The sequence below is a fragment of the Streptomyces sp. NPDC056738 genome (assembly GCF_042790435.1).
In the GTDB taxonomy this organism is placed as follows: domain Bacteria; phylum Actinomycetota; class Actinomycetes; order Streptomycetales; family Streptomycetaceae; genus Streptomyces.
Map to the genome: position 1 here is coordinate 382,235 of NZ_JBHTZF010000001.1, position 20,486 is coordinate 402,720.

17 protein-coding genes and 1 pseudogene are annotated in these 20,486 nt (G+C 71.6%); 17 read left to right on the top strand and 1 reads right to left on the bottom strand.

Annotated features, from left to right (window positions below; genetic code table 11):
• The first annotated feature begins 473 nt into the window (after positions 1-473).
• The 17 genes and pseudogenes from ACFRIC_RS01490 (at position 474) to ACFRIC_RS01570 (ending at position 18,594) form a co-directional block, all read left to right on the top strand.
• The gene (locus ACFRIC_RS01490) at positions 474-1,703 is read left to right on the top strand and encodes an acyl-CoA dehydrogenase family protein (protein WP_382778437.1); all 1,230 of its coding nucleotides are present in this window, start codon (positions 474-476) and stop codon (positions 1,701-1,703) included.
• Between the two features lie 46 nt (positions 1,704-1,749).
• Positions 1,750-2,208 (top strand): RrF2 family transcriptional regulator, encoded by a 459-nt coding sequence (locus tag ACFRIC_RS01495; RefSeq protein ID WP_382778438.1) that lies wholly within the window; start codon positions 1,750-1,752, stop codon positions 2,206-2,208.
• Between the two features lie 270 nt (positions 2,209-2,478).
• Entirely contained in the window at positions 2,479-2,673 is a 195-nt protein-coding gene (locus tag ACFRIC_RS01500) for a hypothetical protein (protein WP_382778439.1), read from the top strand.
• On the top strand, positions 2,670-2,939 hold the full coding sequence (locus tag ACFRIC_RS01505) for a DUF4190 domain-containing protein (RefSeq protein ID WP_382778440.1): 270 nt from the start codon (positions 2,670-2,672) through the stop codon (positions 2,937-2,939). Before ACFRIC_RS01500 ends, ACFRIC_RS01505 begins: the two co-directional genes overlap by 4 nt.
• Before the next feature lie 247 nt (positions 2,940-3,186).
• The gene (locus ACFRIC_RS01510; protein ID WP_382778441.1) at positions 3,187-3,975 is read left to right on the top strand and encodes a GntR family transcriptional regulator; all 789 of its coding nucleotides are present in this window, start codon (positions 3,187-3,189) and stop codon (positions 3,973-3,975) included.
• A gap of 41 nt (positions 3,976-4,016) precedes the next feature.
• On the top strand, positions 4,017-4,244 hold the full coding sequence (locus tag ACFRIC_RS01515; protein ID WP_351693958.1) for a ferredoxin family protein: 228 nt from the start codon (positions 4,017-4,019) through the stop codon (positions 4,242-4,244).
• A gap of 26 nt (positions 4,245-4,270) precedes the next feature.
• Positions 4,271-5,614 carry an ABC transporter substrate-binding protein gene (locus ACFRIC_RS01520; protein WP_382778442.1) on the top strand — a complete coding sequence of 448 codons (1,344 nt, stop codon included), beginning with the start codon at positions 4,271-4,273 and terminating at the stop codon, positions 5,612-5,614.
• On the top strand, positions 5,611-6,585 hold the full coding sequence (locus tag ACFRIC_RS01525) for an ABC transporter permease (protein WP_382778443.1): 975 nt from the start codon (positions 5,611-5,613) through the stop codon (positions 6,583-6,585). Before ACFRIC_RS01520 ends, ACFRIC_RS01525 begins: the two co-directional genes overlap by 4 nt.
• A complete protein-coding gene (locus tag ACFRIC_RS01530; protein ID WP_382778444.1) occupies positions 6,569-7,336 on the top strand; it encodes an ABC transporter ATP-binding protein in 768 nt (255 codons plus the stop codon). The genes ACFRIC_RS01525 and ACFRIC_RS01530 overlap by 17 nt, the downstream gene beginning before the upstream one ends.
• A gap of 11 nt (positions 7,337-7,347) precedes the next feature.
• Positions 7,348-10,131, top strand: coding sequence for a fumarate reductase/succinate dehydrogenase flavoprotein subunit (locus ACFRIC_RS01535; RefSeq protein WP_382778445.1), 2,784 nt, complete (start codon positions 7,348-7,350; stop codon positions 10,129-10,131).
• 139 nt (positions 10,132-10,270) lie between these two features.
• On the top strand, positions 10,271-10,747 hold the full coding sequence (locus ACFRIC_RS01540) for an Asp23/Gls24 family envelope stress response protein (RefSeq protein WP_382778446.1): 477 nt from the start codon (positions 10,271-10,273) through the stop codon (positions 10,745-10,747).
• A 70-nt stretch (positions 10,748-10,817) separates the two neighbouring features.
• A complete protein-coding gene (locus ACFRIC_RS01545; RefSeq protein WP_382778447.1) occupies positions 10,818-11,141 on the top strand; it encodes a DUF3040 domain-containing protein in 324 nt (107 codons plus the stop codon).
• A gap of 180 nt (positions 11,142-11,321) precedes the next feature.
• Positions 11,322-11,924 carry a PadR family transcriptional regulator gene (locus ACFRIC_RS01550; RefSeq protein ID WP_382778448.1) on the top strand — a complete coding sequence of 201 codons (603 nt, stop codon included), beginning with the start codon at positions 11,322-11,324 and terminating at the stop codon, positions 11,922-11,924.
• Positions 11,925-11,993: 69 nt separating this feature from the next.
• The gene (locus ACFRIC_RS01555) at positions 11,994-13,715 is read left to right on the top strand and encodes an acyl-CoA dehydrogenase family protein (RefSeq protein ID WP_382778449.1); all 1,722 of its coding nucleotides are present in this window, start codon (positions 11,994-11,996) and stop codon (positions 13,713-13,715) included.
• A 353-nt stretch (positions 13,716-14,068) separates the two neighbouring features.
• Positions 14,069-15,838 (top strand): annotated as a pseudogene (locus ACFRIC_RS01560) (DNRLRE domain-containing protein); the annotation flags it as partial.
• Between the two features lie 297 nt (positions 15,839-16,135).
• On the top strand, positions 16,136-18,049 hold the full coding sequence (locus tag ACFRIC_RS01565; protein ID WP_382778867.1) for an amidase domain-containing protein: 1,914 nt from the start codon (positions 16,136-16,138) through the stop codon (positions 18,047-18,049).
• Positions 18,046-18,594 (top strand): hypothetical protein, encoded by a 549-nt coding sequence (locus ACFRIC_RS01570; protein WP_382778450.1) that lies wholly within the window; start codon positions 18,046-18,048, stop codon positions 18,592-18,594. The genes ACFRIC_RS01565 and ACFRIC_RS01570 overlap by 4 nt, the downstream gene beginning before the upstream one ends.
• Before the next feature lie 124 nt (positions 18,595-18,718).
• On the opposite strand, the gene ACFRIC_RS01575 is transcribed toward ACFRIC_RS01570, so the two are convergent.
• Complete coding sequence (locus ACFRIC_RS01575) at positions 18,719-20,419, bottom strand: FG-GAP and VCBS repeat-containing protein (RefSeq protein ID WP_382778451.1); 1,701 nt, start codon at positions 20,417-20,419, stop codon at positions 18,719-18,721.
• Positions 20,420-20,486 lie beyond the last annotated feature (67 nt).

Consider the following 20,486-nt stretch of genomic DNA (forward strand, 5'->3'; position numbering starts at 1 on the left):
TCATTGAGCAATACATCTGGCGTCCCGTCAACTGCGGCCCGCATGCCGGACGACCGGCCTTGGCCGGTACCTTTCGGGCCCGTTCCACCGTCCGTGGGACCGCTCCCGCGGATTTCCTATCGATTTACTAGGAAACCATTGACCGCAGGTCCACGGGATGCGCAGGATGATGTACATGCCCCCCACGCAGCAGCGACTGGTTCGCCGTCGGCACGTCGACTTCGGTCACGTCGCCAGCGCCGTCTGTCGCGCCGCGTAGGACGCCTGGCGCACTCGTCGCGGGTGCCGCCGGGCCTTCGCTCCCCGCGGTGATCCCGCGACGCCGCCGCCCGCCCGCCGTCCCGCCCCGACCCCGGGCAGGACCCGGCGGCCACCGCATCCCCGCCGTCCGGCGCACGGGCAACCTCCGCGTGGCGGCCCGGCAGGACATTCCCGACCAGGCGCCCGACCGCCGATTTGAGGACACCATCATCATGGCCGTTGCCACCGCACCGCCCGGAGCCGACTCCGCATCCGACCGGACCGGACCGGACCACGCGCACTGGCTGCGCGCGGCCCGCGAGACGGCCGACGACCTGGCCACGGACGCGGTGGCCAGGGAGCAGGCGGGCAAGACCCCCTTCGACGAGGCGTCCCGGCTGCGCGAGGCGGGACTTCTGACCCTGCTGGTACCGGCCGACGCGGGCGGAGGAGGGGCGGACTGGACGACGGCCTACGCCGTCGTCCGGGAGATCTCCGCCGCGGACGGCGCGATCGGCCAACTGCTGGGCTGTCACTACTTCTTGTCGTGGAGCGCGCTGTCCTTCGCCGACTCCGCCCGCGCCACCGAGGCCGTGCAGCGCTCGTCCAAGAAGCCCTATCTCTGGGGTGGCGGCTTCGCACGTCAGGAACCGTCGCTGAGGCTGGCCAGGAAGGGCGGCGGCTTCGTCCTGGACGGCCGGCAGAGCTATGCCACGGGAGTCCTGGTCGCCGACCGTCTTGCCGTGCGGGGCGAGCGGACCGACACCGGTGAGCCCTTCGCCGTCATCGTCGATCCCGCCCATCCCGGCGTACGGATCGAGGGCGATGCGGACGCCTTCGGGCAGCGGCTCGCGGCCGGCGGCAGTGTGGACTTCCACGCCGTGCCGGTCGCCGCCGCCCACGTACTCGGATCGCTGTCCGCGGACGAGGACGTCCTGTCGCCGCTGACCGCCTTCACCTCGCCGGTCGGACACCTTCTCTCCGTCCAGCTCCTGCTCGGCATCGCCGAGGGGGTGCTCACCGAAGTACGCGAGTACAGCAGGGCGGGCCACCGGCTCCGGAACCCCGCCTGCCCGGACGGCTCCGCCCCCGACCCGCGGACCCTGACCCTGCACGGGGAACTCACCGTCCTCACCCGCTCCGCCGCGGCACTCGCCGAACAGGCGGTACAAGCCGTGCACGGCGGACTGGCACGAGGAGAGGACCTCGACTACGACGAGTACGCGGAGATCTCCGTCCTCGTGGCCATGGCCGAGGCCGCCGCGTCCAGGGCCGCGCAGGAGTCCACCACCCGCGCCCTCGACGTCATCGGCGCCCGCTCGGCGTCCACACGGCTGGGATTCGACCGCTTCTGGCGCAACGCGCGCACTCACACCTTGTACGAGCCGGTCGGTCACCGTCTCCGTGACGTCGGGGACTACTTCCTCAACGGCGCGCACCCTCCGTTCGTCCTGCCCGTCTGAACCGGAGAGCGAGAAACCGAACCGAGCCGTACGGGATAATGCGCACATGCGGATTTCAGCCAGGGCGGACTACGCGGTACGGGCCGCACTGCAGCTCGCAGCATCACGGGACGAGCTGCCCTTGAAGGCGGAGGCCATCGCCGACGCGCAGGACATTCCGCACAAGTTCCTCGAAGGCATCCTGAACGACATGCGCCGGGGCGGACTCGTGCTGAGTCAGCGCGGCGGCAACGGCGGCTATCGTCTGGCCGGACCCGCCGCGTCCATCACCATCGCCGACGTCATACGCGCCGTGGACGGGCCTCTCGTCTCGGTGCGCGGGGTGCGCCCTCCGGACCTGACCTACACCGGACCCGCCCAGTCGCTGCTCCCCCTGTGGATCGCGCTGCGGTCCAACGTGCGCGAGATCCTCGAAGGCGTCTCGCTCGCCGACGTCGCGTCGGCCCAACTCCCGGCCGAAGTCTGCGCGTTGACCGAGCCCCCGGCAGCCTGGACCAACCCCTGACGCCGAGCGCACGCGTCACTCCCCTGACGTCACGCGCCCCCCTGGCTCCCCGTACGCCACGCGCCCCCATGGCCCCCGCGAGGCATTCGGACCGCGCCCTTCCTCTGGCCGGATCCGCCCGTGGCCGGAGCCGCCGGGTGGGCCGCACGGTTCAGGCCGACATCGCCCTCGGCGGAACGGCCGACGTTTCCTGGGTGACTGCCCGGGCACCCGGGCTGCGCTGATCATTCGCCCGCGACACCGCGCGCCTCCCGGACCCGAAGGAGACACATGCTCTTCCTCGTCGCCGCTTTCCTGCTCCTCGGAGTGGTGGTGGGTGCCGCCGCGCACCTGCCGCTGCCCGTCACGCTCGCCGCGTCCGCCGTCATCGGGTGCTGGCTGCTCGTCTACGGTCTGCGCAAGCACCGTCCCGACGGTGACGCGGCACGCAAGGGTGCTTCCTACCGTGGCGAGGAGGCCCGGTGAGCCGGCTCATGACCGACACGGCCCACACGACTTCACGCCGCGACCCGTACGTCCTGGCCGCGGCGTCGTTCGTTCTCGGACTGATCGGACTCCTGGTCTTCAACCTGTTCCTGGGACCGACCGCCATCGTCCTCGGGCTGCTCGCGCTGCACCGCGGCACCACCCACCGTCACCGCGCCTACCTCGGGATACTGCTCGGCGCCGCCGACCTGATCGTCCTGGCCTTGGTCACCGCCGCGGACAACACCGTGACCTGGCACATCTGAGCACCCGGGCAGGCGCGGCGCACTGAGCGCGGGAGCCCGGGTGGGGCAGTGGTCGAGAACCGGCTCCAGGCGCCGGCGCGGCGCCGGGCCCGGTTCTCCCCGAGGGCTTCCCCACGGCTCCCGGTCACTGGCACATCTGGCCCCCACACGTCGAAAGCACCAGGTCAGCCGGGCATCCGATGCTTCCGCAAGTGGCGCAACATTCCGGCAACACGGCTTTCCCCATCGGATCGGTAGGGTTCGATCCATGCCTCCCACCGACCGCATCCGAGACCACGCCGGCCAGGGCGCGACCACCGTCGCCGCCCACCGTGCGCGGCGCCGGCTGCGCGCCGACCGGGCCCGGCAGCTCGCCGATCTCCTCCGCCACCAGCTCCTCACCGGCGGCTTTCCCACGGACACGTTGCCTCACGAGTCGATCCTCGCCGGCGACTACCGCGCCTCCCGCAACACCGTCCGCCAGGCCCTCGACCTGCTGCGCGCCGAAGGGCTCGTCGAACGCCAGCCGGGCGTCGGCACCGTGGTCGTCGCCCGGAAGTACCGTCACGGCCTCGACCGCCTGATGGGCCTCGCCGAAACCCTCCACGAGCACGGCCGCGTCACCAACGAGGTCCGTACGGCGGGCCCCGCGCCGGCGCCGGCCCCGGTCGCCGAACGCCTCCAGGTCCCGCCCGGCACCGACGTCCTCTACATCGAACGCCTGCGCCGCCTGGCCGGTCTCCCGCTCTCCCTCGACCTCACCTACATCCCCCTCGACATCGGCACCGCCCTGCTCGGCGCCGACCTGGAGAACACCGACGTCTTCCGCCTCCTGGAGACCATCACCGGCCGGCCCCTGGGCCACGCCGAGATCACCCTGGAGGCGGTCACCGCGGACGCGCACTCCGCCGCCGTACTCGAAGCCCCGCGCGGCACCGCCGTCCTCATGCTGGAACGGCTCACGCACCTCGCCGACGGCCGCCCGGTCGACCTGGAGTTCATCCGGTTCCGCGGCGACCGCATCACCATGAGCGGCCTCCTGCACCGCTCGCGCTGAACACAACCACCTTCCTCCGCACGACCTTTCGGGAGACAGCCATGCCCTTGGCGCCCCAGCGGGCCGACGTGCCCGTGACCATCGACCAGTCGAAGTGCATCGACGGCTGCACGCTCTGCGTGGACATGTGCCCGCTGGACTCCCTCGCCATCGACGAGAGCAACGGCAAGGCGTACATGCACGTCGACGAGTGCTGGTACTGCGGCCCGTGCGCGGCCCGCTGTCCCACCGGAGCCGTCACGGTCAACATGCCCTACCTGCTCCGGTGACCGGTCCCGAGAGGTCTCGAACTCCCATGAAACGCACAGCAGTCGGCGCGGCTCTCCTCCTGCTCCTCCCCCTGACGGCGTGCGGCGGCACCGCCGCGGCGGGAGGCGACGGCTCCACCGTCACCGTCACGGTGGGCTACCAGTCCAAGACCATCAACACCGTCACGGCGGGCACCCTCCTGCGCTCGCTCGGCGCCTTCGAGAAGGAGCTCGACGCCCTCCACGACGGCCACACCTACAAGGTCGACTGGCAGGACTACGCCACCGGCGCCCCCATCACCGCCCAGATGACCGCCGGCAAGATCGACATCGGCTCGATGGGCGACTTCCCCCTCCTGATCAACGCGGCCCGGGGCAAGCAGCTCAACCGCCCCACGCGCCTGGTGTCGGTCACCGGCTACAACCTCCGCGGCGGCCTCAACACCATCGTCACGGCTCCCGACTCCACGATCGGCTCGCTCGCGGGCCTCAAGGGCAAGAAGGTCTCGACGAGCATCGGCTCGGCCGCCGACGGCACCCTCATCCGGGCCCTGCGACGCGCCGGCGTCGATCCCGACAAGGGCGTCCAGAAGCTCAACCAGCAGCCCGCGGTGGGGGCGTCCGCGCTCTCCGCGGGCAGCGTGGACGCGCTGTCCCAGTTCGTCGCCTGGCCGGGCCTGCTCGCCTACCAGGGCAAGGCGAAGGCCCTGTACGACGGCGCCGAGCTCGACCTGCCGACCTTCCACGGCGTCACCGCCCGCGAGGACTTCGCCGAGAAACGGCCCGCCGTCCTGGAAGCCTTCCTCAGGGCCCAGGCGGAGGCCACGGACTATCTCGACGCCCACCCCGTCGCCGCGGCCGAGAAGGTGGCCGAGGCCACCGGGCTGCCCGCCGAGGTCGTCTACCTGTACAACGGCGCCCACGGCATCTCCACCTTCGACCCGGCGCTCAAGCCGCGGCTCGTCGACGCGCTGAAGCAGGACGTGACGATCCTCAAGGCCGCCAAGCTCACCGGCGACGTGGACGTCGACGCCTTCGTCGACGACCGGTACGTCAGGAAGGCCCTCGGAGCCGGCTACGCCGAGCACCTGGCCACCCGGCCCGCGACCCCCGCCGGCGAGGTGTGGCCCAAGGGCGCCGAGCGGACCCGTACCTTCAAGTCCCCGGCGCGACTGCTGAGTTACGTCGCACGGCACAAGGCCACGATCCGCGCCGCGTACGTACCCGACGCCACCACCGGCACCCTCTGGTTCGCCGACAAGGCGGTCTGGGTGGACGACGGCGGCCGGCTTCTCCCCTTCGTCGCACCGGCGACCGCGAAGGCCTACGTCGCCGGGCGCACCGGCGCCCGTGTCATCCCGTACGCCGACGCGCTGCGGCGGGCGTCATGAGCCGGGACGCGCGCCGGACGCACCGAGTCCCGTCCGGCGGCGCCGTACAGGGCGGCCCCGTCACGCCCCGGAAGGAACGACGAGACGGACGCCTCACGCTCCGCTATCCGCGCCGGGCGGGCCGGTTCGCCCTGCGGTTCGGCTCACTGGCCGGCGCTCTCGGCGTCTGGCAGGTGCTGACCGGCCTCGACGTCGACCTGTGGCTGCGCTTCTCGCAGTTCCCCACGGTCGCCGACGTGGCCCGCGCCTTCGCCGACCGGCTGTCCGGCCCCGACTACTGGACGGACCTCACCGACAGCCTCACCCGCATCCTCACCGGCTTCCTGCTGGCCGCCGTCCTGGGCGTGGCCACGGGCGTGCTCGTGGCCCGCTCCCGCCTCGCCGAGGACCTGCTCGGCCCGCTGCTCGAAGTCGTCCGGCCCATCCCGGCCATCGCCCTGGTACCCGTGGCGATCCTCCTGTTGCCCTCGAACGAACAGGGCATCGTCTTCATCACCTTCACCGCCGCCTTCTTCCCGGTGCTCGTCTCGACCCGGCACGCCGTGCGCGCCCTGACACCGGTGTGGGAGGAGGCGGTGCGGACGATGGGCGCCGGACGTCTGCGCGTCCTCGGCTCGGTCGTCCTGCCGGGCGCGCTGCCCGGCGTCTTCGGCGGTCTCTCGGTCGGCCTCGGAGTCTCGTGGATCTGTGTCATCTCCGCCGAGATGATCTCCGGCCAGTACGGCGTCGGCTATCGCACCTGGCAGGACTACACGATCGTCAACTACCCAGGCGTGTTCGTGGGGATGGTCACGATCGGCGTCCTCGGCTGGATCACGTCGACGGCCGTGGAGCTCCTGGGCCGTCGCCTCACGCACTGGCTGCCTCGTACGTCGTACGTCCCCGGCGCGCGGGAGGCACGCGGCGCCACCGTCCCCGTACGGGCCCTGCCCAGGACCGATAAGGACGTGCCCCATGACCAGTTCGTCTGACGTCCGTTCACCGTCGCGCACCGGCGCTGCCCTCGCCCTGCGCGAGGCCGTCCTCGGCCGGCCGGGAGCGCCCGTGCTGCACGGGGTGGACCTCCAGGTCGCCCCCGGCGGGATCCTCAGCGTCGTCGGCCCCTCCGGCTGTGGCAAGTCGACGCTGCTGCGCACCCTCGCCGGGCTGCTGGCACCCCTCTCCGGAGAGGTCACCCAGGACGGACGCCGGCTCACGGGCCCCTCCGCCGACCGCGCGCTGATCTTCCAGGAGGACGCCCTGCTGCCCTGGCGGTCACTGCGCGCGAACGTCGAACTGCCCCTCGCCATCAAGGGATTGCCGCGCACCGAACGCCGCGCCCGGGCGGAGTCCTGGCTCGCCCGGGTCGGACTCGCCGAGCGGTCCGGTCAGTTGCCCCACCGCGTGTCCGGCGGCCAGCGGCAGCGCGCCCAACTGGCCCGCGCGCTGGCGCCGGAGCCGCGCGCCGTCCTCATGGACGAACCCTTCGGCGCCCTCGACGCCCAGACCCGTGCCGGCATGCAGGATCTGCTGGTGGAGGTGCTGCGCGGGACGGGCGCGACCGTGGTGTTCGTGACCCACGACGTCGACGAGGCCCTGTTCCTCGGCGACCGTGTGGCCTTGTTCGGCTCCGGCCGGCCGGTCGCGCTGCACGACGTGCCCCGTCCACGCGACCGCGCGGCGCACGACGACCCGGCACGCGTGGCGCTGCGACGCGAAGTCCTCTCCTCGCTCGGTACCTGAAAGGCCCTTCGGTGACCACCTCCGTGCACACCCCCCTGGAGATCCCCGCCCTCGCCGACGCCGAGGAGCTGAGCTGCGACGTCCTCGTCATCGGAGGCGGCACCGCCGGCACCATGGCGGCGCTGACGGCGGCCGAACACGGTGCGGACGTCCTGCTGTTGGAGAAGGCGCACGTCCGCCACTCCGGCGCGCTCGCGATGGGCATGGACGGCGTCAACAACGCGGTCGTCCCGGGGCGCGCGGAGCCCGACGACTACGTCGCGGAGATCACCCGCGCCAACGACGGCATCGTCGACCAGTCCACCGTCCGCCAGACCGCCACCCGCGGCTTCGCGATGGTGCGGCGCCTGGAGTCGTACGGGGTGAAGTTCGAGAAGGACGAGCACGGCGAGTACGCGGTCCGCCAGGTGCACCGGTCCGGCTCCTACGTGCTGCCGATGCCCGAGGGCAAGGACGTCAAGAAGGTCCTGTACCGGCAGTTGCGGCGGCGGGAGATGCGGGAGCGGATCCGCATCGAGAACCGGGTGATGCCGGTGCGCGTGCTGACGGCGGGCGGCAGGGCCGTTGGCGCGGCCGGGTTCAACACCCGTACGGGGCGGTTCGTCACCGTCCGCGCCGGCGCCGTGATCCTGGCGACCGGCGCCTGCGGCCGGCTCGGCCTGCCCGCCTCCGGGTACCTGTACGGCACGTACGAGAACCCGACCAACGCGGGCGACGGCTACGCGATGGCGTATCACGCGGGCGCCGAGCTCACCGGTATCGAGTGCTTCCAGATCAACCCGCTGATCAAGGACTACAACGGTCCGGCCTGCGCCTACGTGGCGAACCCCTTCGGCGGCTACCAGGTCAACCGGCACGGAGAGCGGTTCGTCGACTCCGACTACTGGTCCGGTCAGATGATGGCCGAGTTCGCCGCCGAGGTGGCGTCCGACCGCGGCCCGGTGTACCTGAAACTGAGCCATCTCCCGGAGGAGTCGGTCGCGGCCCTGGAGACCATCCTGCACTCGACCGAGCGTCCGACGCGGGGCACCTTCCACTCCGGGCGCGGCCACGACTACCGTACGCACGACGTCGAGATGCACATCTCCGAAATCGGGCTGTGCGGCGGTCATTCGGCCTCCGGGGTACGGGTGGACGACCACGCCCGTACGACCGTCCCGCGCCTGTACGCCGCCGGCGACCTGGCCTGCGTACCGCACAACTACATGATCGGCGCGTTCGTGTTCGGCGACCTGGCGGGCGCGGATGCCGCCCGGTTCACGCCGTACGAGGGCGAGTTGCCGTCCGGGCAACTGCGCGAGGCCCATGAACTGATCTACCGCCCGCTGCGCAACCCGGACGGCCCCCCGCAGCCCCAGGTCGAGTACAAACTGCGCCGTTTCGTGAACGACTACGTGGCGCCGCCGAAGTCCGGGGCCCGGCTGTCCCTCGCCCTGGAGGCGTTCGAGCGGATGCGGGCCGACATCGCCTCGATGGGCGCGCGCACCGCGCACGAGCTGATGCGCTGCGCCGAGGTCACCTTCATCCGTGACTGCGCGGAGATGGCGGCGCGGGCCTCGCTGGCCCGTACGGAGTCCCGCTGGGGCCTCTACCACGACCGCCTCGACCACCCCCGGCGTGACGACGCGTCCTGGTTCCACCACCTGGACCTGTACAAGTCCCCTTCCGGGACGATGGAGTTCACGGCCCGGCCGGTGGCTCCGTACGCGGTGCCCGTCGACGGCTTCCGTCCGGTCGGCGGTCCTTCCCGCCGTCTCGGCGAGGTCCACCCGCAGCAGGTGGCGACGGCCGGGACCCGGGAAGCCGCGCCGGTGGCGAGGGGGTCCGAGCCCACACCGACGGATCCGGCCCACCCTCACGGTGCCGCCCCCGAGACACCTGCCACGCCTCGCCTGCTCCAGCTCCTCTCGCTCGCCGACGAGCAACCCGAACTCGCCGCCATCGCGCCCTACTTGACCGACTCCGATCCCGTCGTCCGCAGGACCGCCGTCACCGTGTTGACGGAGACCGTGCCGACCGGCACCGGACCGGCGCTCGCCGCCGCGCTCGTCGACACGGACGCGGGTGTGCGCGAGGCCGCCGCGGGCTCGCTGCGCGAGCTCGTCGAGACGCTGCCGCCCGAGGAAGCCCTGCGGGAGGGCCTCGCCTCCGCCCTGTCCTTTGACGATCCCGTCGTCCGCGCCGCCGCGCTCGACGTCCTGCGCGCTCTTCGCCTCGGTGACGCCGAACTGTTCCGGAGGTCCCTGTCCGACTCCGGCATCGCCGTCCGCATCGAGGCCGTACGGGCGCTCGTGTCGGTCGACGCCACCGAAGAGGTCGCCCGTGCGGCCGGGGACCCGTCCCGCGAGGTCCGCGTCACGATCGCCAGGGCGCTGGGCACCGCCGTCGCCGGGCGGCCCGGCGCCACGACGCCGGAGGCTTCCGGGCCGAGCCGGGCCCGTGCGGTCCTGACCGAGCTCGTGGCCGACGCGGACGCCCTGGTGCGAGCGGCCGCCTTCGAGGCGCTGGCGACCACCGGGTGCCCGGCACCGCTGGACGCCCTCGCCCTGGCCGCCCTGTCCGACACGGCCTGGCAGGTCCGGGCCGGCTCCGCCAAGGCCCTGTCGGCCGCGGACCCCGGCACGGCGGTCCCCGCCCTCGCCAGGACCCTCGCCGACCCGAACGCCGACGTACGCAAGGCCGCCGTACTCGCGCTGACCCGCCACGGGACCCGCGAGGACGCCCGCGCGGCCCTGGCCGGCGCGACGACGGACCCGGACGCGGACGTACGGGCCTACGCGGCGCGAGCACGGTGAAGACGCCCCGGCTTGAGCAGTGCGGCATTCGCCCCGGATCGCACGAATTGAGCCATTCGTGTGACGATGGCTGAGGGGCAGGGGCCCGCCCCCTCGAGTGTCACGCGAGGTGTCCGCACGGAAGACCGAGGAGGTCCTGATGACGGACCTGACCACCCGCTCAGCGAGCACCAAGAACGAAACGGGCGAGGCCACGGGGATCCGGCGCTCCGGCACCGGTGATCCGGGAGGCAAGGGACGGACCACGATCGCCGACGGCGTGGTGGCCAAGATCGCGGCGGCGTCCGCACGCGAGGTGGTGGGCGTCCACGGCCTCGGCACGGGCATGACCCGGGCCCTCGGGTCCGTCCGCGACCGGGTGCCCGCCGGGCGCCCCGGTCAGACCCGCGGCGTGAGCGTCGAGGTCGGCGAACGGCAGACCGCCGTGGACCTCGACGTCGTCGTCGAGTACGGCTACCCCATCACGGACGTGGTCGCGGACATGCGCGTCGCCGTGATCACCGCCGTCGAGCGCATGACCGGTCTGGAGGTCGTGGAGGTGAACGTCGCCGTCGGCGACGTGCGCCTGCCGGACGAACCGGAAGAGGAACCGCAGGACGGCCCTCGCGTGACGTGATCCGCCGCCCCGGCACCGGAGGCTCGCATCCACGGGCCACCGTGGAAGAACGCTCAGGAGGTGCGTCGCCGTGGACGAGAAGGACCACGCGGACGGTGTCCGTCTCACAGCACGCGAACGAGCCGCGCTGGCGGAGATCGAGGAGGGGCTGCGACAGGACAACGAGCCGGACCCCGAGCCCGCGCCGCGTCGCCGGTCCGGTGGACGGCGCCTGCCGATAGCGGTCGTCCTGATGCTGATCTGCTCGGTGGTCCTCGCGGTGGTCGGTATCACGACGTCGCAGGCCGCACTCCTCTGGTGCTTCGCGGTGCTGTGGCCGCTGACCGTGCTGCAGCTCGTCCGGCTGCTGGGCCGCTGGATCAGAGCCACGGGCCCTTTCACTCCGTGGTTCTGACCGGTTCACGGCCGCCGGGTCCGGCACAGGTCGTCCCGGCTCCCCCGCGCGGACAGGTCGGCCACGCCGCCGCCACCGCCGCGCGGGGCACCATGCTGCGGGCGGTGGCCCGGGTGAGCCGTGTCTCACAAGGGCGGCGGCGCTTGTCTATGCAACGAGTTGCATAGAAAGCTGTGCACCATGGCGCTCGAACACGCGATCCTCGTCTCCCTGCTGGAAAAGCCGGGGTCCGGCTATGAGCTGGCCCGGCGGTTCGAGCGGTCCATCGGATACTTCTGGACCGCCACGCACCAGCAGATCTACCGCGTGCTCAAGCGCATGGAGAGCGAGGGCGTCCTCGCCGTCCGGGAGGTGCCGCAGCAGGGGCGGCCGGACAAGAAGGTGTACTCCGTCGCCGGCCCCGGGCGTACCGCGCTGTCCCAGTGGCTGCACGAGCCGATCGAACCGGAGAGCATCCGTCACGAGCTCGCGGTGAAGATCCGCGCGGCCGCCTTCGACGACCCGGCGGCGCTCGTCGACGAGGTCGAGCGGCACCACCGGATCCACAGCGACCGGCTCGCGCGCTATCTCGCCGGGGAGCTGCGCGACTTCACCGGTCCTGACGCCCCCGCGCCGCTCGACGCCGGTCAGCAGCTCCAGCACGTCGTGCTGCGCGGCGGCATCGCGTACGAGCGGATGACGATCGCCTGGCTCGACGACGTCCTCGCCACGCTCCGCACCCTCGGCACGACCGATGTCACCGGCGCCGACCCGCGGAGCGGCCCCGCGCGCAGGCCTGCCTGACGCACCCCGGCTTCCCTCTCTTCCCGTCACGCAGTCCCTACCCCCTCACCCCTCGGAAGGCGAACCTCTGTGACCACCACTCCGTTGCTGTTCAACCCGCACACCTACGACCCGGCGCACTTCGACCCCGAGACGCGCAGGCTGCTGCGCGCCACCGTCGACTGGTTCGAGGAGCGCGGCAAGCGCCGCATCATCGAGGACTACCGCACCCGCGCCTGGCTCGGCGACTTCCTCGCCTTCGCGGCCAAGGAGCGCCTGTTCGCCACGTTCCTCACCCCCGCCTCCGCCGCCACGGACGAGGACCAGCGCTGGGACACCGCCCGGATCGCCGCCCTGAACGAGATTCTCGGCTTCTACGGTCTCGACTACTGGTACGCCTGGCAGGTGACCATCCTCGGCCTCGGACCGGTCTGGCAGAGCGAGAACACCGCGGCCCGCACGCGTGCCGCGGATCTCCTGTCCCAGGGTGAGGTGTTCGCCTTCGGTCTGTCCGAGAAGGCCCACGGCGCCGACATCTACTCCACCGACATGCTGCTGGAGCCCCAGGCCGACGGCGGATTCCTGGCCACCGGCTCCAAGTACTACATCGGCAACGGCAACGCCGCCGGCCTCGTCTCCGTGTTCGGCCGCCGCACCGACGTCGAGGGCCCGGACGGATACGTCTTCTTCGCCGCCGACAGCCGCCACCCGGCGTACCACCTGGTGAAGAACGTCGTCGACTCCTCCAAGTTCGTCAGCGAGTTCCGCCTGGAGAGCTACCCGGTCGCACCCGAGGACGTCCTGCACACCGGCCGGGCCGCCTTCGACGCCGCCCTCAACACCGTCAACGTCGGCAAGTTCAACCTCTGCACGGCCTCGATCGGCATCTGCGAGCACGCGATGTACGAGGCCGTCACCCACGCGCAGAACCGCGTCCTCTACGGCCGCCCCGTCACCGCGTTCCCGCACGTCCGCCGGGAGTTGGCCGAGGCGTACGTCCGGCTCGTCGGCATGAAGCTGTTCAGCGACCGCGCCGTCGACTACTTCCGTACGGCGGGTCCCGAGGACCGCCGCTACCTCCTCTTCAACCCGATGACGAAGATGAAGGTGACCACGGAGGGCGAGAAGGTCATCGACCTGATGTGGGACGTGATCGCGGCCAAGGGCTTCGAGAAGGACAACTACTTCTCCCAGGCCGCCGTCGAGATCAGGGGCCTGCCCAAGCTGGAGGGCACGGTCCACGTCAACCTCGCGCTGATCCTCAAGTTCATGCGCAACCACCTGCTGGACCCGATCGACGTGCCCGCCGTACCGACCCGTCTCGACGCGGCCGACGACGACTTCCTCTTCCGGCAGGGACCGGCGCGCGGCCTGGGTTCCGTTCGCTTCCACGACTGGCGCGCCGCCTACGACGCCTACGCGGAGGTCCCGAACGTCGCCCGCCTCCGCGAACAGGCTGACGCGCTGTGCGAGTTCGTGACCACCATGGCCCCCGACGAGGCGCAGAGCCGCGACCTCGACTTCCTCCTCGCGGTGGGGCAGTTGTTCGCGCTGGTGGTGCACGGACAGCTCATCCTGGAGCAGGCGCGCCTGACGGACCTGGACGAGTCCGTGCTCGACGAGCTGTTCTCCGTGCTGGTCCGTGACTTCTCCGGACACTGCGTCGAACTGCACGGCAAGGACTCCGCGACCGAGCCGCAGCAGGCCTGGGCCCTCGGCGCGATCCGCCGTCCCGTCGTGGACGAGGCCCGTTCGGCCGAGATCTGGAAGCGCGTGGAGGCACTGTCGGGCGCGTACGAGATGTCGCTGTAGCGGCGCCGCGACGAGACGGCCTGTGCGACCGGCGTCGATCCGACACCGGTCGCACAGGCCTTCCACGCGTGCCCCCGCCACGCCCCGAACTCCTCCGGCCCGCCCGAAGTGATGCGCACCTTCGGACCGATGTGATCAGCAACACCCCCAAGTAGGGTGCTCTGCCCCGGATTTCCGGAACGTCGCGGCCATGCCAAACATCCTCAAGAGCGGAAATTCTTGGCCCACACCGTGCTCGCACGGTGTTCGACAGAGCTCGAGGAAGCATGACGAGGCGTAAGTCCGTGCCACGGCGCGGATGGCGGGGGTCCGGGGGACCCGCGCGCTGGATATCCGGAGGGGCCGCTCTGGCCCTGTCCCTCACGGTGCTGGGAAGTGCCGACGCGGTCGTGGCGACGCCCGCACGGGCCGCCGAGGTCGTGGCTGCCGACGTGACCGAGGCCGTGGACATCCCGTCCGCGCGCGCTGCCGCGCGGGCCGCGGGCCACAGGGTCGAGGCGCTCTCCGAGCGGAGCGAGACCTCCACGACCTGGGTGAACGAGGACGGCTCGCTGACCACCGAGGTGTCCGCCGGCCCCATCCGCTTCTACGACCAGGACACCGGGGCCTGGCGCTCGGTGGACGTGAACCTGACCCGGGGCGCCGACGGGACGGTCGAGTCCAAGGCTCACCCGCAGGGGCTGAGACTGGCCGGACGCGGTACGGGCGGCACCGTCGGGCGGGCGTCCCTGACGGGCTCGCGGGCGGTACGGGCCGACGCGGGCCGCGCCTCCGACCTGGTGACGCTCGGCGAGGGGGACGGGCAGATCACCCTGCAGTGGAAGGGCGCCCTGCCCGCGCCCACGCTCAAGGGCAACCGGGCCGAGTACGAGAACGCGCTGCCGGGCGCCGACGTGGTCGTCGAGGCCACCCGCACCGGCTTCGAGCAGTTCGTGGAGATCAAGCAGCGACCGGCGGGAGACTCCTACAGCTACACGCTGCCGCTCAAGGCGCGCGGTCTCACGGTGGCCCAACGACCCGACGGCAGCGTGCTGCTGACCGACCGGCGCAGCGAGAAGACGGCGGTCATGCCGGCGCCCGTGATGTGGGACGCCTCGGTCGACGCGGTCTCCGGTGAACACACCCGCAGGGTGCCCGCGGCCATGAAGGTCGTCCACGACGGGTCGTCCGTCGACCTCGTGGTGACGCCGGACGCCGCGTTCCTCGCCGACCCGAGGACCACCTACCCGGTGACGGTGGACCCTTCCACCTCCGCGCTGTCGAACGTGATGGACACCTACGTCCAGCAGGGCGAGACCGGGGACCTGTCCACCGACACCGAACTGGACCTGGGCAACCCGGGGACGAAGAACTCGGACGGCACCCCGCGCACCGCGCGTTCCTTCATCACCTGGAACACCGCGCCGATCGCGAACGCCCTCGTCAGCAACGCCCGGCTCAGCCTCTGGAACTTCCACTCGGGCAACACGGACTGCAAGGCGGCGCCGTGGGAGGTGTGGTCCGCCGGAGCCGCCTCGACCGGCACCCGATGGACGTCCCAGCCGGCCTGGAACTCCCGGACGTCCACCTCCACGGAGACGCGCGGCAACTCCGCCTGCACCTCGGCGTCCGACGGATGGATCAACGCCGACGCGACCTCGCTGGTGCAGGGTTGGGCCTCCGCCAAGACCACCCGCGGCACGCTGGGGCTGCGTGCCGCCGACGAGAACGTCGTCGCGCAGTGGAAGCGGGTCAACTCCGCGAACGCGGCGGCCAATCCGCCCAGACTCACCGTGACCTACAACTACCGGCCGCGCACCGGCACGAAGCAGCAGGCCGGTCCCCCCTTCACCCAGGACAGGACGGGAACCTGGCGCGTCGACACGACCACGCCGACCCTGCGCGACACCTTCGCCGACCCGGACGGCGACCAGGTCGACGGCACGTTCCAGATCTTCGACGCCGCGACCAACACCCAGGTGGGTGACCTCCTGGTGTCCAAGTTCACGGCGAGCGGCACCCCCGCCGAGGTCGCCGTGCCCGACGGCGTGCTGCGGCACGGCAGGACGTACCGGTTCCGTACCTCGCCGTACGACGGCACGCACTACAACACGGAATGGTCGGCCTGGGCCACCTTCAGCGTCGCCGCGCTCCCGGACACACCGCAGGACCTTCAGGCCGGGGCCGAGCAGACCCTGACGCCGATCATCTCCGCCGTCGTCACGGATCCGGCGCAGGGCCGCGTCAGCGCCGAGTTCGCGGTGAAGGACTCGGCCGGCAACGCCGTACCCGGACTGAACCTCACGCCGGTGTGGACGGACAGCGGCCGGCGAGCCGCCCTCCGGCTTCCCGACCGGGTCCTCACCGACGGCGCCGCGTACCGCTGGACCGCCCGCGGCTGCACCAGCGTGGGCTGCTCACCGTGGTCGGCTCAGCAGACCATGAACGTGCGCGAGAAGCCGCTGCCCGCGGCACCCGACAGCAGGACGCTCACCCTCGCCGACGACACCCTCGACCAGGTGTCCACCGCGACCGACTGTGCCACCACCCCCTGCCCCACCGCGCCCGACGGGGAACTCCGGATCGGACCGGCCGGCGGACACCAGTGGGCGACCCGTTTCAAGGCGGACCTCTCCGGCCTGCCCAAGGGGGCCCGGGTCACCTCGGCCACGCTGTCATTGACCCGCTCCGACTGCGCGGCCGACTGCACCGCACAACAGCCCGGCGTGTACGAGTTGTCGTCCGCCTGGACACCCGCCGAGAGCGGCGGAGCGCTCCTCGACGCGGCCGGAACCGACGACTACGCGTCCGCCACACCCCTGCCGGACCTGGACCTCGGCCCGCTGGTCCAGTCCTGGACCGAACGGGGAGAGAACCAGGGGTTCGCCCTGACCGTCCCGGCCGACGCGCACGGGGCGGCCTACCGCTCGCACACCGCCTCCGACGCGGACACGCGGCCCCGGCTGACGATCCGGTACCTTCCGCCCGCAGCTCCCGGAGCGGTCACCGACGTCGTGACGGTCCCCGGTGACTCGGGCCTGTTGGCCACCTGGAATCCGCCGCTCGACCCGGGCGCGGCCGGTGAGCTCCGCTACGCGGTCCAGGTCGAGAAGACCGACGGCACCGTCGTGGCCGAACAGGAGGCCGTCACACCGCGTGCCGTGTTCACGAAGCTCGACAACACCGTCCCGTACCGCGTCTCGGTGCGGGTGAGGAACGTCGTCGGCGACGGACCTGTGTCGCGCTCGGCGCCGGCACAGGGCGCGGCGGTCCGGGGCGGCACCGCCCTGTACCGCGACATCGTCCAGGAGTACCTGGCCGCCCGGGGCAAGATCCTCACCGGCGGCAGCCTCTCCGCGCCCGACGCGGCCGCCGACGCACCGCATGGCGCGGTCTTCGCCGCGCTGCTCGGCGCTCAGGAGCCGAACCTCGTCGACAACAGGCAGGCCCTCGCCGACACCGGCCAGAGCTATGCGGGCGCGTCGGCGGAGATGACGGACGTCCTGGTCGGCAAGGGGGCCACGGCGGATCAGGTCGTCGTACGTGCCACCGTCACGGAGTCGATGACACTGCACGGCGACGGCGGCGACGAACCGACGAAGGGGAGCGCCCTCAAGCGGTACACCTTCGACCTGACCGGGGACACCGCGGTCATGGACGGCGAGGCCGACGACTTCGACGCCGCGCAGACACTGTCCGCGACGGCTGCCGCTCAGTCCCAGGTGGAGACCACCTCCGCGACCGACCCGGAGGCCCCGGACGACGCCTCGGACGACCCCGGCTCGATCGAGCTGGGCGAGAACGGCTTCCCCGACGAGACTCCGCCCGCGACCAACGCCACGGTCACGGCTCTCGGTGCCAGGTCGGTCAGCGGCCACGGCACCGCCAACTGGGCCTACAACCACACCGGCATCGGCTGGGAGTATTCCCAGGACTGCACCAACTTCGTTTCCAAGGCCCTGTACCACGGCGGAGGCATGAAGTTCCGATGGGGCGGCCGCAAGACCGACGGCGCGTGGTGGCAGCAGTACTACCTCTTCGGCTCGATCAAGAACAAGAGCTACACCTGGTCCGGTGCCGACAACCTGCGCCGTCACTTCTCCGGTCACCGTCCCTCGAGCCGCGTCTCCAAGACATACAACGCGCAGCTCGGCGACATCGTCTTCTTCAAGTGGAAGAAGGAACGGCGCTACAACCACGCGGCGGTGGTCACCTCCAAGGTGCAGGGGCATCTGGGACTGTCCCAGCACGGCATCAAGAACCAAACCACGCTCGACGACGTGCTGGCGCGCTACCGCGGCACCAGCAATCCCATCCAACGAGTTCTGATCATCCGACCCAGGAGTGCCAAGTGACGGAAGGGACCGCATCGCGCGCCCCGATGACCGCGGTGCTGGCAGCCGGTGTGCTGCTCGCGACGCTGACCGGGTGTTCGTCCGCGGGCGACACGGCCGACACCCGCTACGCCGAGGACTACGCGGGCCACGAGCCGCTTCATGTGGTCGGCTACCCCTCGACCGGCTCGCTCGGCGTCACGCAGCAGCTCGTCTGGCGGATCGCGGACGACTCTCCCGGCCGGCTCGCCGAACTCGCCACCGACGACGATGACAAGGACGCGGCGCGCAGCACGGCCGAGAACTGGATCAAGGCGTTCGGAAAGGGAGCGGGCGGGAAGGTCGCGGCCGACTTCTACGACGAGGGCTCCGAGCGGCAGACCGTCGTCCTGTACTTCCAGAACACCGGGCAGACGAAGGAGATCAGTGTGCGCCTCGACGGGAACGCGGGTGACAGCGGCTGGCACGTCCTCATGGACGAACCGTCCATGAAGGAGGCCACGGAGAAGCCCACTTGGGCGCCCCGGACCCCCGGCGGCTCCGGCTCCTCCCGCACCAGCCACTGACGTCACCCCGTGAACCCACGGCGCCCTCGCATCCGTACCGGGGGGGGCGCCGTGGGCGGTGGGCCGGTCGTGATCACCGGCTTTCCGGGTCCACCGGCTTTCCGGGTCCACCTCGTGATCGCGGTCAGGAGTTGAAGTCCGCGCCCAGTTCGGAGTTGAACTGTTTCGGGGCACCGAGGGTGCTGGGGCCGATGACGGACGAGCCCTTGGGGGTCACCCCGCACGGGGTCGAAGGAAAGACCCAGACCGAGCCGCGAGCGCCGTGGGGTGTGCCGTCCGGCGCGAGTTCGCCCCCGGCGAGCAGGTCGGCACGGCCGTCGCCGTCGACATCGACGATCTTGGTCGCGGACCCGAACTGGTCGGCGCCCTGTGCCGTGCCGGGCACGCCCTCGGTGTCCTGGGTGAGGAGTTGCGCGCTCTCGCCGGTCAGCCCGTGCGCGGTTCCCCGCAGCGTGACGACGCTGCCCGCGCCGTCCTCGCCGCCGACGTCCTTCTGCGGTATCCCGGCGGATACGTCCGCGTACCCGTCGCCGTCGATGTCGCCGACCGAGACGCCTGCGCCGAAGCCATCGGTCCCGCCCTCCTCGTCGGCTCCGGAGTCCTCGTGGGCGACGCCGGGCACACCAGGACTGTCCTGGTTGAGCATCGTCATCTTCTCGAGGTCGGGGCCGCTCCTGCCGCCCGGCAGGTAGACGACCGCCCCGCTCTTGAGGTGCGGGAGGCGGTACTTCCTGGCGTACTCCCGCTCCTCCACCCCGCTGCCGCCACTGTCGACCGAGACGAACTCGAAGAAGGCGTTGGTGACGATGTCGGCGTACCCGTCACCGTTCACATCCCCGACGGCCACCGCTCTGCCGGAGTCCTGGGGACCATGGATCCCGCTCAGGGCCACGCCGGGGGTGAGGCCGTCATGGGTGCCCTTCCAGTACAGGAGATCGCCGCGACCCGTACCTCCGCTCTCCGCCTCCCCCACGGAGACCAGGTCGGTGATGCCGTCACCGTTCACGTCCCCGGTGGCCAGATCCCTCATCCCGGATCTACTCGGGCCCCTCACGTCGTGCACGCCGCCGGCAGGCGTGCCGTCGTGTCCGAACGGCCCGGACAGGACACGCAGGTCGCCGCCCCGGACCTGGGTCGCCAGATCCGGCGTACCGTCCCCGTCGAAGTCCCCGGCGACGACGAGCGAACCGACCCCGTCGCGGGAGGTCGCGCGGCTGGGCAGCGTGACCGAGCCGGACAGTCCGTGGGGGCCTCCCCAGATGACGGAGAGCGATCCCTGCCAGTGGTACCGGCGGAGTTGCCCGTCCTGGTACCCGCCGTTTCCGTACGCTTCGTCGTGACCGTTCTCGCGGGAGCCGACGATCAGGTCCGCGTACCCGTCCTGGTCGAGGTCCGCGGTGGTCACGGAACTGCCGTAGTAGTCACCCGGTTCGCCGACCCCGGGGATGCCGGGCTTGTCCTGGTCGAAGAGCTGCTTGGACGCGATCCGCAGGCCGTGGGACGAGCCGTACACGACCGCCACATAGCCGGGCTTTCGACGGGCTTTCCCGCCGCTGAGGTCGCCGCGCGGAACGGGGAAGGCCACATCCGAGTAGCCGTCGCCGTTGAAGTCGTCGTGGAGTGCTCCACGGTGGGGCCTGCCGGAACCGGACGAGGCGCTCGGCACGCCGCTCGCACACCAACTGGCCGGCGGGGGGCCGAAAGCCCTGGTCGTGGCACCGTGCCGGGGTTCACCGGGGTCGGCACTCGTGCACGCCGTCACGGACAGTCCGACCGCGATGGTCAGCGCCAAGCCCCGGGCGTGCTTGGTTCGACCTGAGTTCACCGGTGTCCTCCATGTGCCGCGCGTGCCCCCGACCTTGGCTCACCCTGCCAGACCCGTCCGCCGGGGA